The 17,156-nt window shown below is 58.1% G+C and carries 13 protein-coding genes; 8 read left to right on the forward strand and 5 right to left on the reverse strand.

Annotation, left to right across the window (positions count from 1 at the left end; all coding sequences use genetic code 11):
* Positions 1 to 15 precede the first annotated feature (15 nt).
* Positions 16 to 609: a YhgN family NAAT transporter gene (locus DBY66_RS14920; RefSeq protein WP_108570112.1), complete on the reverse strand. Its 594-nt coding sequence runs from the start codon at positions 607 to 609 to the stop codon at positions 16 to 18.
* Positions 610 to 829: 220 nt separating this feature from the next.
* On the opposite strand from DBY66_RS14920, the gene asd reads away from it, so the two are divergent.
* The 6 genes from asd to glgP all read left to right on the forward strand — a co-directional run bounded on the left by asd (position 830) and on the right by glgP (position 11,732).
* Entirely contained in the window at positions 830 to 1,939 is a 1,110-nt protein-coding gene (gene asd / locus DBY66_RS14925; protein ID WP_108570113.1) for an aspartate-semialdehyde dehydrogenase, read from the forward strand.
* Between the two features lie 355 nt (positions 1,940 to 2,294).
* The gene (gene glgB / locus DBY66_RS14930) at positions 2,295 to 4,481 is read left to right on the forward strand and encodes a 1,4-alpha-glucan branching enzyme (RefSeq protein ID WP_104085629.1); all 2,187 of its coding nucleotides are present in this window, start codon (positions 2,295 to 2,297) and stop codon (positions 4,479 to 4,481) included.
* Positions 4,481 to 6,460 (forward strand): glycogen debranching protein GlgX, encoded by a 1,980-nt coding sequence (gene glgX / locus DBY66_RS14935; protein ID WP_108570114.1) that lies wholly within the window; start codon positions 4,481 to 4,483, stop codon positions 6,458 to 6,460. Before glgB ends, glgX begins: the two co-directional genes overlap by 1 nt.
* Positions 6,461 to 6,470: 10 nt before the next feature.
* Positions 6,471 to 7,763: a glucose-1-phosphate adenylyltransferase gene (gene glgC / locus DBY66_RS14940; protein WP_094112167.1), complete on the forward strand. Its 1,293-nt coding sequence runs from the start codon at positions 6,471 to 6,473 to the stop codon at positions 7,761 to 7,763.
* Between the two features lie 65 nt (positions 7,764 to 7,828).
* The gene (gene glgA / locus DBY66_RS14945; RefSeq protein WP_039381887.1) at positions 7,829 to 9,262 is read left to right on the forward strand and encodes a glycogen synthase GlgA; all 1,434 of its coding nucleotides are present in this window, start codon (positions 7,829 to 7,831) and stop codon (positions 9,260 to 9,262) included.
* Positions 9,263 to 9,284: 22 nt separating this feature from the next.
* Entirely contained in the window at positions 9,285 to 11,732 is a 2,448-nt protein-coding gene (gene glgP, locus DBY66_RS14950) for a glycogen phosphorylase (RefSeq protein ID WP_039381888.1), read from the forward strand.
* A gap of 70 nt (positions 11,733 to 11,802) precedes the next feature.
* Here glgP and DBY66_RS14955 read toward each other — a convergent pair whose 3' ends face one another.
* Complete coding sequence (locus tag DBY66_RS14955; RefSeq protein ID WP_108570115.1) at positions 11,803 to 12,357, reverse strand: DcrB family lipoprotein; 555 nt, start codon at positions 12,355 to 12,357, stop codon at positions 11,803 to 11,805.
* 113 nt (positions 12,358 to 12,470) lie between these two features.
* The gene (locus DBY66_RS14960) at positions 12,471 to 13,136 is read right to left on the reverse strand and encodes a 7-cyano-7-deazaguanine/7-aminomethyl-7-deazaguanine transporter (protein WP_039381893.1); all 666 of its coding nucleotides are present in this window, start codon (positions 13,134 to 13,136) and stop codon (positions 12,471 to 12,473) included.
* Positions 13,137 to 13,385: 249 nt separating this feature from the next.
* On the opposite strand from DBY66_RS14960, the gene tusA reads away from it, so the two are divergent.
* Complete coding sequence (gene tusA, locus DBY66_RS14965) at positions 13,386 to 13,637, forward strand: sulfurtransferase TusA (protein WP_039381895.1); 252 nt, start codon at positions 13,386 to 13,388, stop codon at positions 13,635 to 13,637.
* On the opposite strand, the gene DBY66_RS14970 is transcribed toward tusA, so the two are convergent.
* Positions 13,615 to 15,897, reverse strand: coding sequence for a zinc/cadmium/mercury/lead-transporting ATPase (locus DBY66_RS14970; RefSeq protein ID WP_108570116.1), 2,283 nt, complete (start codon positions 15,895 to 15,897; stop codon positions 13,615 to 13,617). The genes tusA and DBY66_RS14970 overlap by 23 nt on opposite strands.
* 92 nt (positions 15,898 to 15,989) lie before the next feature.
* Positions 15,990 to 16,619, reverse strand: coding sequence for a lysoplasmalogenase (locus tag DBY66_RS14975; protein WP_039381901.1), 630 nt, complete (start codon positions 16,617 to 16,619; stop codon positions 15,990 to 15,992).
* A gap of 159 nt (positions 16,620 to 16,778) precedes the next feature.
* Here DBY66_RS14975 and DBY66_RS14980 point away from each other — a divergent pair, with 159 nt between their 5' ends.
* Positions 16,779 to 17,135 (forward strand): DUF2500 domain-containing protein, encoded by a 357-nt coding sequence (locus tag DBY66_RS14980; protein WP_039381903.1) that lies wholly within the window; start codon positions 16,779 to 16,781, stop codon positions 17,133 to 17,135.
* The last annotated feature ends 21 nt before the right edge of the window (positions 17,136 to 17,156 follow it).

Consider the following 17,156-nt stretch of genomic DNA (forward strand, 5'->3'; position numbering starts at 1 on the left):
AGCCATAGCATGCGGTTATAACTTCAGATACGCCCGGATCCCATCCAGAAGCATCTGCGTCGCCAGCATAATCAGGATCAGTCCCATCAGCCGCTCCAGCGCGTTAACGCCTTTGTCGCCCAGCAGGCGCAGAAACAGCCCCGACAGCAGCAGAATGATAACCGTAGCTCCCCAGGCGATCAGCAGCGCGCCGACCAGATGGCTCATCTGATGCGGGTACTGGTGCGACAGCAGCATCAGCGTGGCCAGCAGTGAGGGGCCGGCGACCAGCGGGATGGCCAGCGGCACGAGAAACGGCTCCTCGCCAGCCGGCAGGCCGCTGCTGCCGGTGTCGCCGGAGGGAAAAATCATGCGAATCGCGATCAGGAACAGAATAATGCCGCCGGAAATAGAGACCGTTTCGGTGCGCAGGTTCAGGAACATCAGAATGCGTTCACCGGCAAACAGAAACAGCAGCATCAGACCGAGCGCAATCAGCATTTCGCGCATCAGCACCACGCGACGGCGTCTGGGTTCCAGATGTTTCAGCACCGACATAAAAATAGGCAGGTTGCCGAGAGGATCCATGATCAGCAGCAGCAGCACGGTCGCAGATATCATTTCAGTCATGGGCGGTAAACCACTCCTTTCTGTTGGTGTTCACTATTATTAGCTCTGTTGCTGAAAAAACAGGTGTAATCGAATTAATTCACTTGCCAGAAGTGCAGCATTTTGTAGAGTTGAAGGTCGCAGGTAAACCTGAATATTACGCAGGCTCGCGCATCGTTAGCGCCGGGTCTGATACATGCACTATACAGGCCTCGGCCCGAGCTCCTGAGACGGACAGAAAATGAAGAATGTAGGTTTTATTGGTTGGCGTGGCATGGTCGGCTCTGTGCTGATGTCACGAATGAGCGAAGAACGCGATTTTGACGTGATCAATCCGGTGTTCTTCTCTACGTCGCAGCTGGGTCAGGCTGCGCCCGCGTTTGGCGGTAAGTCAACCGGCGCGCTGCAGGATGCGTTTGATATTGACGCGCTGAAAGCGCTCGACATCATTATTACCTGCCAGGGCGGCGACTATACCAGTGAAGTCTATCCAAAGCTGCGCGAGAGCGGCTGGCAGGGCTACTGGATTGATGCAGCTTCTACGCTGCGCATGAAAGATGACGCCATCATTATTCTCGATCCGGTCAACAATCAGGTGATTCGCGACGGCCTGAACAACGGCATCAAAACCTTTGTCGGTGGCAACTGCACCGTCAGCCTGATGCTGATGTCGCTGGGCGGCCTGTTTGCAAACGATCTGGTAGAGTGGGCCTCGGTGGCGACTTACCAGGCGGCGTCCGGCGGCGGCGCGCGTCATATGCGCGAACTGCTGACGCAGATGGGTATGCTGCATGACCATGTCGCTCCGGCGCTGCAGGATCCCGCTTCCGCTATTCTGGAGATTGAGCGCAGCGTGACTGATTTTACCCGTTCCGGCACGCTGCCGACGGATAACTTTGGTGTGCCACTGGCGGGCAGCCTGATTCCCTGGATCGACAAGCAGCTCGACAATGGCCAGAGCCGCGAAGAGTGGAAAGGGCAGGCGGAGACCAACAAGATCCTCAATACCGGCAACATCATTCCGGTTGACGGCCTCTGCGTGCGCGTCGGCGCGCTGCGCTGCCACAGCCAGGCGTTTACGCTGAAGCTGAAAAAAGATCTGCCGCTGGCAGAGATTGAGCAGCTGCTCGCGGCGCATAACGAGTGGGTAAAAGTGGTGCCAAACGATCGCGAGATCACGATGCGCGAGCTGACGCCCGCTGCGGTTACCGGTCGCCTGACCACGCCGGTTGGCCGCCTGCGCAAACTTAATATGGGACCGGAGTATCTTTCCGCTTTCACCGTTGGCGATCAGCTGCTGTGGGGTGCCGCAGAACCGCTGCGTCGCATGCTGCGTCTGCTTATCGACTAAGCGCAGCGACATCAGACAGGCCGGGGTTTCCCGGCTTTTTTTTAATCAGCTGACGGGCAAAACCTAAGGCAAATTGCCGCCAGCGAGTGATCGGCTTCCCTTTTTTGTTTTTCCGATAACAATTTTTCACGTTCCTCCCTGGCTTCTGCCAACCCCAAGCTATGATTTAACTGAGAAGTACCGATTGTTAACAGGTTGTACTTTGTAAGCGAATTAGTAGTGGTACCTGGCAACGAATTTTCCCATGGAGGGTGGCCTCTCTTGCCAGCGTACGTATGACTCAATGAAAAGCAGCGCACTTACAGCGGCACAGCTGCCCCTGCGGTCGCCTGCACAAAATCATAGGAAGAAAGTCATGTCAGAGTTTCCCGATCGCGATGCGATCAATGCGCTTTTTGCCGGGGATTACGCCGACCCCTTTTCTGTCCTGGGAATGCACCAGACCGTTCAGGGCCTTGAAGTCCGCGCGCTGCTGCCGGATGCGTCTGAAGTCTGGGTGATTGAAACCAAAACCGGCCGCAAATGTGGTCAGCTGAAGTGTCTGGATTCACGCGGCTTTTTCAGCGGAGTGATTCCGCGCCGCAAGAACATGTTTCGCTATCAGCTGGCGGTGAACTGGCATGGTCAGCAGAATCTGATTGATGACGCCTACCGTTTTGGCCCGCTGCTGGCCGATATGGACGCCTGGCTGCTGGCTGAAGGTACGCACCAGCGTCCGTATGAAACCCTGGGTGCGCACGGCGCGACCATTGATGGCGTCAGCGGCATCCGCTTTGCCGTATGGGCGCCGAATGCCCGGCGCGTCTCTGTGGTGGGCGACTTCAACTTCTGGGACGGCCGCCGTCATCCGATGCGCTTCCGGCGCGAACTCGGTATCTGGGAGCTGTTTGTGCCGGGTGCGGTAAACGGACAGCTCTATAAATATGAGATTGTCGATTTACACGGGCAGATGCGTATCAAAGCTGACCCGTTTGCGTTTGAAGCGCAGATGCGCCCGCAGACGGCATCGATGATCTGCGGCCTGCCGCCGAAGGTTGAGATGCAGCCAGCGCGCAAAGCGGCGAACGGTTTTGATCAGCCTATCTCTATTTATGAGGTGCACCTCGGCTCATGGCGACGCCACACCGATAACAACTTCTGGCTGAGCTACAAAGAGCTGGCTGAGCAGCTTATCCCCTATGTCAAAGAGATGGGCTTTACCCATATCGAGCTGCTGCCGATTAATGAGCATCCGTTTGACGGCAGCTGGGGTTATCAGCCGCTGGGCATGTATGCGCCGACGCGGCGCTTCGGCACGCGCGATGAGTTCCGTCAGTTTATTGCAGCGGCACATGAGGCGGGTATCAACGTACTGCTGGACTGGGTACCGGGCCATTTTCCTGACGACGACTTCGGTCTGGCGAAATTTGACGGCACTGAACTCTATGAGCACAGCGATCCGCGCGAAGGGTATCATCAGGACTGGAATACGCTGATCTATAACTTTGGCCGGCGTGAAGTCAGCAACTATCTCTCCGGTAACGCGCTTTACTGGCTGGAGCGGTTTGGCATTGACGGCCTGCGCGTGGATGCGGTGGCTTCAATGATCTACCGCGACTACAGCCGTAAAGCGGGCGAGTGGATCCCGAATCATCTGGGCGGGCGCGAAAATCTGGAAGCGATTGCATTTCTGCGTCATACCAACCAGACGCTGGGCACGGCGGTACCTGGCAGCATCACCGTGGCGGAAGAGTCAACCGACTTCCCTGGCGTCACGCGCCCGAGCGAAAATGAAGGGCTGGGCTTCTGGTTTAAGTGGAACCTGGGCTGGATGCACGACACCCTCGACTACATGAAGCTCGACCCGGTACATCGCCGCTATCATCACAATCTGATGACATTTGGCATGGCCTACAACTACAGCGAAAACTTCGTGCTGCCGCTCTCCCATGACGAAGTGGTGCACGGCAAGCGCTCTATTCTCGATCGCATGCCGGGTGACGCCTGGCAGAAGTTCGCTAACCTGCGCGCCTACTACGGCTGGATGTGGGCGTTTCCGGGTAAAAAGCTGCAGTTTATGGGCAATGAGTTTGCTCAGGGGCGCGAGTGGAACCATGACGTCAGCCTCGACTGGCACCTGCTGGAAGGCGATGACAACTGGCATCACGGCGTGCAGCGTCTGGTACGCGATCTCAACCACACCTATCGCCACTATGCGCCACTTTATCAGCTCGACTTTGATCCGCAGGGCTTTGAGTGGCTGGTAGTGGATGACCACGATAACTCGGTGTTTGTCTTTGTACGCCGCGACCGCGAAGGCAATGAGATCATTGTTGCCAGCAACTTTACGCCGGTCACGCGCCAGGATTACCGTTTTGGCGTCAATCAGGCGGGCAGCTGGCGCGAAGTGCTGAATACCGATCAGCACGACTATCACGGCAGCGACGTGCGTAACCACAGCATCGCCCGCACCGACGAGATTGCCAGCCACGGCCGCGCGCAGTCGCTGAGTCTGACCCTGCCACCGCTGTCGACCATCTGGCTGGTGCGGGAGGCGGACTGATGATCGAAGCGGGCCAGCCTGCGCCGCACGGGGCCCGCTATGATGGACGCGGCGTCAACTTCACGCTCTTCTCGCGTCACGCAGAGAAGGTGGAGCTCTGCCTGTTCAGCTGTGAAGGAGAGGAGCAGCGTCTGACGCTGCCCGCCCGCAGCGGCGATATCTGGCACGGCTATATTGCCGGGCTGAAGCCGGGTCAGCGCTACGGCTATCGCGTTTATGGTCCGTGGGATCCGCAGCGGGGACACCGTTTTAATCCGGCTAAACTGCTGGTGGACCCCTGCGCCAAAGCCGTTACCGGCAGCGTTGCGGATGACGCCGCGCTGTATGGCGGCATCGCGCAGCCTGACAGTCAGGACAGCGCCGGCTGCATGCCCAAATCGCTGGTTATCGCTGAAGACTTTGACTGGGAAGACGATCGGCCACCGCGTACGCCCTGGGGCAAAACGGTCATTTACGAAGCGCACGTGCGCGGTCTGACGCAGCTGCATCCGGAAATTCCTGAAACGCTGCGCGGGACGTATGCGGCGCTCGGCCACCCTGCTATGGTGAAGTACCTGCGCGACCTCGGCATTACCGCGCTGGAGCTGCTGCCGGTGGCGGCGTTTGCCAGCGAGCCGCGGCTGCAGCGGACAGGGCTGCAAAACTACTGGGGCTACAACCCCTACGCGCTCTGGGCGGTACACCCGGATTATGCGTCAGGGGAAGCGGGCGTCACAGCGCTGCAGGAGTTTCAGCAGGCGGTGAAAACGCTGCACGCAGCAGGTATTGAAGTGATCCTGGACGTGGTCTTTAACCACTCCGCAGAGCTGGAAGAGATTGGCCCGACGCTGTCGCTGCGCGGGGTGGATAACGCCAGCTACTACTGGCTTGATGAGCAGGGGAATTACCAGAACTGGACCGGCTGCGGCAACACGCTAAATCTCAGCGAGCAGCAGGTGGTGGCGTGGGCGCTGGAAGCGCTGCGATACTGGGTACAGCACTGTCACGTTGATGGCTTTCGCTTTGATCTCGCCAGCGTGCTGGGGCGTACGCCGGACTTTTGCGCTGAAGCACCGCTGCTGGCGGCGATTCGCGCCTGTCCGGTTCTGTCGCAGGTCAAGCTGATTGCTGAGCCATGGGATATCGGCGAAAACGGCTATCAGGTGGGCCGGTTTCCGCCAGGCTTTGCCGAATGGAACGACCATTTTCGCGACGCCGCACGCCGCTACTGGCTGCATGGCGAACTGAACAACGGCGAGCTGGCGCGTCGGTTTGCCGCCTCAGCCGATCTGTTTCAGCAGGCAGGGCGCCGGCCGCACGCCAGCATTAATTTTATTACCGCGCATGATGGCTTCACGCTGCGCGACCTGGTGAGCTATAACCATAAACATAATCAGGCTAACGGCGAGGATAACCGCGACGGCAGCAGTGACAACTTCAGTCATAACCACGGGCATGAAGGGCTGAAAGCGAATCCGGATGTCCTGCAGCGGCGGCGGCACAGCGCGCATGCGCTGCTGACCACGCTGCTGCTGGCACAGGGCACGCCAATGCTGCTGGCGGGCGATGAGCGCGGCCAGAGCCAGTATGGCAACAACAACGCCTACTGTCAGAATAACCTGCTGACGTGGCTCAACTGGCAGCAGGATGATGAAGGGCTGGTCGACTTTACTGCGGCGCTGATCCAGCTGCGCCAGCGCATTCCGGCGCTGACGGCAGACTGCTGGTGGCAGGAAGGTGATGGTCAGGTGCAGTGGTTCAATGCCAGCGGCAAACCACTGGAACCAGAAGAGTGGGAGCGGAGTGCGCATCAGATGCAAATCCTGCTGTCGGATCGCTGGCTGATAACAATAAATGCAACAGATGCAATCAGTGACCTAGCCTTACCAGACGGAGAATGGCATGCCATACCTCCTTTCGCCGGGGAAGATAATCCCATTTTGACAACTGTCTGGCACGGGCCCGCACGCGGCGTGTGTGTGTTCCTAAAGCAATCATAAGGAGTCAGACATGGTGAAGTTAGACAGAAACGATCCTCTGATGCTGGCGCGCCAGCTCCCTACCCAGACAGTTGCCCTGATCCTTGCTGGCGGACGCGGCACGCGTCTGAAAGATCTGACCGCAAAACGCGCGAAGCCTGCCGTTCACTTTGGCGGCAAGTTTCGTATCATCGACTTTGCCCTTTCCAACTGCATTAACTCAGGCATCCGGCGCATCGGCGTCATTACCCAGTATCAGTCGCATACGCTGACGCAGCATATTCAGCGCGGCTGGTCACTGTTTAACGAAGAGATGAATGAGTTTGTCGATTTGCTGCCCGCTCAGCAGCGCGCCGCGACGGAGTACTGGTATCGCGGCACCGCCGATGCGGTGACGCAGAACCTCGATATTATCCGGCGCTATAACGCACAGTACATCGTGATCCTTGCCGGCGATCACATCTACAAAATGGACTACTCGCGTATGCTGCTCGACCACGCTGAACGCGGGGCGAAGTGCACTATCGCCTGTCTGCCGGTTCCGCTGGCGGAAGCGACCGCCTTTGGCGTGATGGCGGTAGATGCTGACAACAACGTGGTCGATTTTGTTGAAAAACCCGCGACTCCTCCCGCTATGCCTGGCGACGCAGATAAGGCGCTGGCAAGTATGGGTATCTATGTTTTCAATGCCGACTATCTTTATCAGTTACTGGAAGAAGATTTGCTGGTAGAGAACTCCAGCCACGACTTTGGCAAAGATCTGCTGCCAAAAATTGTGGCGAGCGGTGAGGCGTATGCACATTCATTCACGCTCTCCTGCGTGCAGAACGATGAGAATGCAGAACCCTACTGGCGTGATGTAGGTACGCTGGAGGCCTACTGGCGTGCGAATCTTGATCTGGCATCCGTGACGCCAGAGCTGGATATGTATGACCATGAATGGCCCATCCGGACCCATATGGAGCCACTGCCGCCGGCTAAATTTGTGCAGGATCGCTCCGGCAGTCATGGCATGACCATGAACTCGCTGGTATCGGGCGGCTGTATTATTTCCGGCTCCGTAGTCGTGAATTCAGTGCTGTTTCCGCGCGTGCGCGTAAACTCATTTTGCAATATTGATTCAGCGGTGCTGCTACCGGATGTTGTGGTAGGCCGTTCGTGCCGGCTTCGCCGCTGTGTAATTGACCGTGCCTGCGCAATCCCGGAGGGCATGGTGATTGGAGAGAATCCGGATGAAGACAGCCGGCGTTTTTACCGATCGGAAGAGGGCATCGTACTGGTGACGCGCGCCATGCTGGCCAGGCTGGCCACCGCGGGTCAGTGAGTGGCGACAAGCATACAAAAAAACCGCCGCGTGGAACGCGCGCGATAACATAATAGGGGTTCAGGATGCAGGTTTTACATGTCTGTTCAGAGCTTTTTCCGCTGCTGAAAACGGGCGGGCTGGCTGATGTCGTCGGCGCATTACCGCAGGCGCAAATAGCCGATGGTACGGATACGCGGGTACTGATCCCGGCGTTTCCGGATCTGCGTAAAGGAATTCCTGATACTGACGTGGTGGCGGAGCTGCAAACTTTTGCCGGGCCCGTGCGCCTGCTGTTCGGGCAGTACAACGGTGTCGGTATTTATCTGATTGATGCGCCAGGACTGTATGACCGTCCCGGCAGCCCCTACCACGACACGTCGCAGTTCGCATACGTAGACAACTATCTGCGTTTCGCACTGCTGGGCTGGATGGGTGCCGAGCTGGCCAGCGGAGTAGATGGCCTGTGGCGTCCGCAGATTGTGCACGCGCATGACTGGCATGCCGGTCTGACCTGCGCCTATATCGCCGCGCGCGGCAATCCGGCTAAAACGGTCTTTACCGTACACAACCTTGCCTATCAGGGGCTGTTTAACGCCCGGCATCTGGATGAGATTCAGATCCCGCGCGAATATTTTGGCATGCATGGCCTGGAGTTTTACGGCCAGATCTCTTACCTCAAGGCTGGTCTGTTCTTTGCCGATCACATCACGGCGGTCAGTCCGACCTACGCGCTGGAGATCACCCGACCGGAGTTTGGTTATGGCATGGAAGCGCTGCTGGAGCAGCGTCTGCGTGAAGGTCGTCTGAGCGGTATTCTCAACGGTGTGGATCCGGGCATCTGGGATCCGGCTCATGACCTGCTGCTGACCGCCCGTTATGACCGCGAAACCCTGGAAAGCAAAGCGGAAAACAAACGTCAGCTGCAGATCGCCATGGGACTGAAGGTCGACGATAAAGTGCCGATTTTCTGCGTCATCAGCCGGCTGACAAAACAGAAAGGGCTCGATCTGGTGCTGGAAGCGCTGCCGGGTCTGCTGGCGCAGGGCGGGCAGCTGGTGCTGCTGGGTCAGGGCGACGCCGAACTGCAGCAGGGTTTCCTTGCGGCCGCGGCGGAACACCCCGGCAGCGTAGGCGTGCAGATTGGCTATCACGAAGCGTTCTCACACCGCATTGTTGGCGGTGCCGATGTGATTATGGTTCCCAGCCGCTTTGAACCCTGCGGGCTGACGCAGCTCTATGGCCTGAAATATGGCACGCTGCCGCTGGTGCGTCGTACCGGTGGCCTGGCCGATACCGTACAGGATAGCTCTCTGGAGAACCTGGCGGATGGTGTTGCCAGCGGCTTCAGTTTTGAAGACAGCAATGCCTGGTCACTGCTGCGGGCTATTCGTCGCGCCTTTGTACTCTGGTCACGGCCTTCACTGTGGCGCTATGTTCAGCGCCAGGCCATGGCGATGGATTTCAGCTGGCAGGTGGCTGCGCAGGCCTACCGCGATCTTTATCAACGTATGCTGTAATTGAGAGATTGGGAGTCCGGATATGAATGCACCTTTCACCTACGCCTCACCCACGCTGACGGTTGAAGCGCTGAAGCACTCAATCGCCTATAAGCTGATGTTTACGATTGGCAAAGATCCTTCAATCGCGAATAAACACGAGTGGCTGAACGCCTCGCTGCTCGCGGTGCGCGACCGTATGGTGGAGCGCTGGCTGCGTTCCAGCCGTGCGCAGCTGTCGCAGGATGTGCGTCAGGTTTACTACCTGTCGATGGAGTTCCTGATGGGCCGCACGCTGGGCAATGCGCTGCTGGCGATGGGCATTTATGACGATCTCAATCAGGCGCTGGATGAGATGGGACTCAATCTCAGCGAACTGATGGAAGAGGAGAACGATCCCGGACTCGGCAACGGCGGCCTTGGTCGTCTGGCCGCCTGCTTTTTAGATTCGCTGGCAACGTTAGGCCTGCCGGGACGCGGTTACGGCATCCGCTATGACTACGGTATGTTCCGGCAGAACATTGTCGACGGCCAGCAGCGTGAGTCGCCGGACTACTGGCTGGAGTATGGCAATCCGTGGGAATTTCAGCGCCATAATACCCGCTATAAAGTGCGTTTCGGCGGTCGTCTGCAGCATGAGGGCGCGCGCGTTCGCTGGATTGAAACGGAAGAGATTGTCGCGATGGCGTACGATCAAATCATTCCCGGTTTTGACACCGATGCCACCAATACCCTGCGGCTGTGGGGGGCGCAGGCGAGCAATGAGATCAATCTCGGCAAGTTTAACCAGGGCGACTACTTTGCGGCCGTCGAGGACAAAAATCATTCCGAGAACGTTTCGCGGGTTCTCTATCCGGATGATTCAACCTACTCAGGACGCGAGCTGCGGCTGCGTCAGGAGTACTTTCTTGTCTCCTCTACGGTGCAGGATATTCTGCATCGCCACTGGAAAATGCATGAAACCTGGGACAACCTTGCTGACAAAGTCGCTATCCATTTGAACGACACGCATCCGGTTCTGGCGATCCCGGAGCTGATGCGGCTGCTGATTGATGAGTATAAATTCAGCTGGGATGACGCGTTTGAAGTCACCTGTCAGATCTTCTCCTATACCAACCATACGCTGATGAGCGAGGCGCTGGAGACCTGGCCGGTAGATATGATCGGCAAAATTTTGCCGCGTCACCTGAGTATTATTTTCGAGATCAACGATTACTTCCTGAAGACGATTCAGGAGCACTATCCCGACGACTGGGATCTGATGTCGCGCATCTCGATCATCGATGAGAATGATGGCCGCCGCATCCGTATGGCGTGGCTGGCGGTAGTGGTGAGTCACAAAGTAAACGGCGTCTCTGAGCTGCACTCCAATTTGATGGTGCAGTCGCTGTTTGCCGACTTTGCCCGGCTCTTTCCGGGACGTTTCTGCAACAAGACCAACGGCGTGACGCCGCGTCGCTGGCTGGCGCTGGCGAATCCGGCGCTCTCCGGCGTGCTGGATGAAACCATTGGCCGCACCTGGCGCACCGATCTGTCACAGCTCAGCGAGCTGCAGCCGCATATCGACTACCCGGCGTTTATTCGCCAGGTTGCCGATGCCAAATTTGCCAACAAGCAGCGGCTGGCGGCATGGGTCGCCAAAAATATGGATATCGTGCTCAATCCGCACGCGCTGTTCGATGTACAGATCAAGCGTATTCACGAGTACAAACGGCAGCTGCTTAACGTGCTGCATGTGATCACCCGCTATAACCGGATCAAAGCCGATCCCGATGCCAGCTGGGTGCCGCGCGTAAATATTTTTGCCGGTAAAGCCGCCTCGGCCTACTACGTGGCAAAACACATTATCCATCTGATCAACGATGTGGCTGACGTGATCAACAACGATCCGCAGGTAAAGAACAAGCTGAAAGTGGTGTTTATTCCTAACTACGGCGTCAGCCTCGCGCAGATCATCATTCCGGCGGCCGATCTTTCCGAGCAGATCTCCACGGCGGGTACTGAGGCCTCCGGCACCAGTAACATGAAGTTTGCGCTAAACGGCGCGCTGACCATCGGCACGCTGGATGGCGCAAACGTGGAGATGCGCGAGCACGTGGGCGCAGAGAACATCTTTATCTTCGGCAACACCACGCCGCAGGTTGAGCAGCTGCGCAAAGAGGGCTACAACCCGCGCAAATACTTTGAGGAAGATGCTGAACTGCATCAGGTGCTGACGCAGATTGCCACCGGCGTGTTCAGTCCGCAGGAGCCTGGACGGTATCGCAACCTGTTTGATGCGCTGGTTAACTTTGGTGACCACTATCAGCTGCTGGCGGATTACCGCAGCTATGTGGATACGCAGGATAAAGTGGATAAGCTTTACCGGCAGCCGGATGAGTGGCAGCGGCGTGCAGCGCTGAATATCGCCGGTATGGGCTACTTCTCGTCAGATCGCACCATTCAGGAGTATGCGGATGAGATCTGGCATATTTCGCCGGTGCGGTTATAAAAAAGGTCGCCATGAATGGCGACCCTGCAAAATATGGCCCGATGCGCATTAATGCGCATCGGGTAACGGCTTACTTCAGCGTAATGCTCTTCACAATGCTGTCTGCATCGCTCTGCGCCTGCTGCTGATTCTCTGCCGGCAGGGTGATCTGCAGCGTCAGCAGCTGGTTATCGACTTTTGCCAGCACCACCGTTGACCACGATGTCTGGTTGTTAGCGGAAATCACCGTATCCAGCTGCTGTGCCGGCTGGTCTTTCAGCGTTACCGCTTTATTCGACACCACCTGCAGCTGCGGATCGCGATTGCGCTGCTGCTGCTCCAGACGTTTTGAGAGCGTCTCAAGTGAGTCACTGGTCGGGTCGCCGGCAATCACGATAATGGCGCGCTGGCCGGTTTCATTAGCGTAGACGTGCATATTGGTGGATTCAGAGCCGAGTTTACCGCTCTTATCAGACATGCCCGCAGGCAGCGTAAAGCTCAGTTTCCCTTCCATCAGATTCACCGTCTGAGTGGACTGGCTGACGCTGGTACCGCTGTTGTCAGCAGCATCCTCTTTTTTCTGATCGCACGCCGCCAGGCCCAGCACCAGCAGGCCGATACCTGCATACTTCACTACGTTGCGCATTCTGTTCCCTTTTACAATTCCAGTCTCGCTTATACAAACGGAATCGGCGGTCAAAAGCAACCGCCGATGTGTCAGGAAATCTTAGCGCACCGCGCCATTTCGTCTATGGCACATTAGCCGAAATTGATCTGGCGGGCCTGATGCCGTTCCGCCATGCGCTTCAGGGCGGCATTCAGCAGCAGGCCGTAGGCGGGCAGGAAGAAGATCAGGCAGATCAGCACTTTGAAGCTGTAATCCACCAGGGCAATCTCGACCCAGTGCGCTGCCATGAAGGGATCCTGGCTCTTATAAAAAGCGATAAAGAAAAAGGCCAGCGTATCGCTGACGTTGCCGAGAAACATGGCGCAGGCTGGCGCTATCCACCACTGCGGCAGCTGGCGCAGACGGTTAAAGACGTGAACGTCAAGGATTTGACCCAGCGCATAGGCCATAAAGCTGGCGCAGGCGATACGGGCGACAAACAGATTGACCTGCTGCAGCGACGCCCAGCCCTGCCATGCCCCCTGATAAAAGAGGCAGGAGATAGCGTACGAGATAAATAGCGCCGGGATCATCACCGCGAGAATAATGCGTCGCGCGAGCGGGGCGCCAAAAATACGCACGGTCAGGTCGGTTGCGAGAAAAATAAAGGGAAAGCTGAACGCACCCCAGGTGGTATGAAAACCGAAAATAGCGACCGGCAGCTGAACCAGATAATTGCTGGAGGTGATCACCAGCAGATGAAACAGCGACAGCCAGAAAAGGGCGTGCATGCGCTGACGCGCAGAAAAAGCGATCATATTGAGCCTTTTTTAACAATGGGGTGAGGGAACCCATCCCTTCATCGTTCGCATTTTTGCTGCGCTGGCTGCGCGTGCCAAAAGACTAACGATTTTGGGGACTAAGCAACGGTATTGAAAAATCGGACGGCATCTTAACCCGTTGCGCAATTTATGCAACGGTTAATTTTAACGCAATCGTTGTCGCCTTGCGCTGCGGAAATGGCGAGCTAGAATGAGCATCCCTGTTTACTGACCGATAAGAGAATCATGAGCGATCCTTTCTCCGCACCCGACCACACGCTGGACGCGCTGGGCCTGCGCTGCCCTGAACCCGTGATGATGGTACGCAAGACGGTACGCACGATGCAGGCGGGTGAAACGCTGCTGATTATTGCCGACGATCCGGCGACTACGCGCGATATCCCCGGCTTCTGCCGCTTTATGGATCACGATTTACTGGCACAGCAGACCGAAGCGCTGCCGTACCAGTATCTGATCAGGAAAGGCGCGGAGGCCTGACGGGGGGCTGGCGCAGCAGACGCAGAGCGTTTGCGGTCACCAGCGCCGTAGCGCCCGAATCGGCCAGCACTGCCAGCCACAAGCCGGTTAAGCCGAGCAGCGTCGTGAGCAGAAACAGCGCCTTCAGCCCCAGCGCCAGCGTAATATTCTGCAGCACGATGGCGCGGGCGCGCCGCGCCAGCGCGACGGTCTGCGGCAGAAGGGTCAGGCGGTTCTGCGTCAGCGCAGCGTCGGCCGTTTCCAGCGCCACGTCGGTGCCGCTGCCCATAGCAATCCCGATAGCCGCCGCTTTCATCGCTGGCGCATCATTAATGCCGTCACCTACCATAGCCAGCGGCTGCTGCTGGCTCAGCGCGCGTACGGCACTGACTTTGTCTGCCGGCAGCAAACCCGCCCGATATTCAATATTAAGTTCTGCCGCTATGGCGGCGGCCGCACGCGGGTTATCTCCGGTCAGCATGACGCTGGCGATCCCCGCGGCTCTGAGCTGATCGATAGCCGCCGCAGCCTCTTCACGCAGCCGATCCTGCAGCGCCAGCAGCCCCAGCGGCCGATCTGCCTGCAGCAGGATCACTACCGTGTTGCCCTCGCGCTCGTACTCCATCACACGCTGCCGCTGCTGATCGCTCAATCCCGGCGCGGCACGCGGTGTCAGCAGCTGATAAGGGACGCCGTCAATGCTCGCGCGAATACCGCTGCCCGCCAGCGCCTGCTGCTGTTGCGCATCCGGCAGAGTCAGCTGCCGTTTCGCGGCTTCTGCGACAATTGCCTGCGCCAGCGGATGCCCGGACCCGCGCTCTGCCGCCGCCGCGAGGCGCAGCAGCGCCGCTTCGTCAGTCTGACCAAAAGCGCGGATCGCCGTAACCTGCGGTTTACCCAGGGTCAGCGTGCCGGTTTTGTCGAAGGCGATAACCTGCACGCGGCTCAGCTGCTCCAGCGCGGCGCCACCTTTAAGCAGCACGCCCTGACGCGCGGCAGAGGCCAGCGCTGAAGTCACCGCCGCCGGCGTTGAGATCACCAGCGCGCAGGGGCAGCCAATCAGCAGCAGCGTCAGCCCTTTATAGATCCACGGCTGCCACTCTCCCAGGCCAGAGAGCGGCGGGACCACCATCACCAGTAGCGCCAGCAGCATAATGGCCGGCGTATAGATGCGGCTAAAGCGATCGATAAAGCGTTCTGCCGGTGCGCGATGGCTCTCCGCTTCATCAATGAGCTGCAGGATACGATCGATAGCGCTCTCTCCCGGCAGAGAGGTCACTTTTATCTGCACCAGCCGATCAACGCTGGTGGCGCCGGCCATCAGCCGATCGCCGGGCTGATGGCTCACCGGCAGGGACTCACCGGTTAATGCGCTTTCATCAAAACTGGCGCTGAACTGCAGCAGCTCGCCATCAACCGGCAGGCGGCCGCCGGCGGCAACTTCAATAATGTCGCCCGGCTGCAGCGCCGCCAGCGGGACCGCAACGCGCTGCGCGCCCTGCAGCCGTGTCGCACGCTCCGGACGCAGCGCCATCAGAGCGGTCACACCGCGTCGCGCCTGCGCTGCGGCCCAGGCCTCAAGCCGCTCACCGATTAAAAACAGCAGCAGCACCATCGCAGCTTCGGCATGAGCGCCCGTTACCAGCGCGCCGGCTGCCGCCGCCGTCATCAGCGTTTCGATTGAGAAAGGCGAGCCGCTGCGGATCCGCTGCCAGGCGCTGTGCGCGACCGGCAGGAGACCGGCCAGCGCGGTCGCAACAAACAGGCGATCGCCCCAGATCGGTGACTGCTGACTTATCAGCCAGCTCGTCAGCATCAGCAGTGCCAGCAGCAGCAGCGCGGCGCGATCGCGCCAGCATGAAGTCGCCGGCGGGGGAGCGGGGGCATCAGCGGCGTGCAGCCTGAAGCCCGCCTGTTTTACCGCCTGTTCTATAGCGGCCTGCATGGCAGCGGGGGCACAGACTTCCAGCTTTTCACTGGCAAAAATCACGCGCGCCTGCGTGACCTGCGGCAGCTTTTGTACGGCGGTTTCGATAGTGCGCGCGCAGCCCGGGCAGTCCATCCCGGTAATTCGCCAGCGCAGTGCAGGCTGCCCGTTAGCAGAGTCTCTGTTTTCATCCGCGTTAGCTGACGCCGCGCTTCCGGCACAGCAGGCGGTGCCGGTTGTGACGGGCGTGGTCAGACGGGTGAAGCGGGCCGCGGGCAGGGGGCGCACGGCAGCGTGTGGCTGCAGTTTGCTACCCGGCCGGTCACAGCCGCAGGGGGAAATCTGTTGATGCATGGAGCCTCCGGTATCAGTAACGGGCAGCTGCCCGTTACTGAAGGCTACACTCTGGAGTCAGCTCCAGAGTCAAGCCCGGAATGGCCGGATTATCAGGAGAGCCAGAGTGAACGCACGATCATAAAATGACCGGCAAAATAGCAGGCGGCGACAATGGCGCTGTCAGCGCTGAAGCGGCGGCGATAGTGTGAAATAAACCAGATAATATTGGCCAGCAGCAGCAGGCCCGCACCAATCAGCAGCGAGAAACTGTAATCGGTCGGACGGAAAAAGTAGTTTTCAGCCGCCATCCAGTTCATCACCAGCGTCATGCCAATCAGGGTACAGATGGGCCAGCGCAGCTCCTCCAGCCGCGTCCAGAGCAGCGCAATGACCGCAACGCCGATAATCAGAAACGTCAGCGGAATAGGCCAGTAGAAGCTCATGGTCATATGGGCGGTAAAACTGATGGTGTAGAGCAGATGCGAAAGGAAAAACGCGCCCAGCGCATAAAGCATTTGCTGTCGGGGCAGCAGCATCAGCGCATCGCCTGCCAGCGTGGCAATCAGTCCGGCAAGGATCAGATAGTCAGTGGTGTTCACGGCAGGTGCCTGCCAGGCCCAGGCAACCAGCAGCAGCAGGGTAACAGGTTTAAACAGCCAGCGTTGCCACTGCGGACCGCGATAGGAGGCATCCACATAAAGCCAGCCGGAAAAAAGTACTGCAAGGAAAGACCAAAGCATTTTTTCTCCCTTTTGTAGACCAGATGTCCACACTGTTGAAATATCCCAGACTCTCTTTGAGTTTAAGTTACCGCTGGCAAATGTGACAATCGGGCAACTCTGGTTGTATGCTTTAGCTTCTTTTTTAATGATCAAATGAAGTGAAGTGCGAGCAAAAACATGAGCAAACCACCGCTAATCTTTTTTATCGTCCTGGCGATTATCGCCATTCTGGCGACCCGGCAGTTTATCAAGCAGCGGCGGGAAGCTGCGGTTAACGACGCCTCCCCGGTACGATCGCTGACCGTGCAGGTAAAAACCAAGCGTGAATATCCGGCACCGAATCGTCGTTCGCGTCAGCGCGAAGAGATTGCCGGTGAAGAGATGAAATATGAAGCCTGGTTTCATCCGCTGAACGGGGCGAGCGACATTAAAACCGCGGTCAGCGCCAGCGATTATCACCAGATGGATAAGGGCGTAAAAGGCGAGCTGAAGATGCAGGGCAGCCGTTTTGTCAGCTTTACCCCCGCGCGCTGAAACCGGAGCGCCGGCAAAGGT

Origin of the sequence: Pantoea sp. RIT413 (assembly GCF_003057675.2) — a bacterium.
Lineage (GTDB): Bacteria > Pseudomonadota > Gammaproteobacteria > Enterobacterales > Enterobacteriaceae > Pantoea > Pantoea eucrina.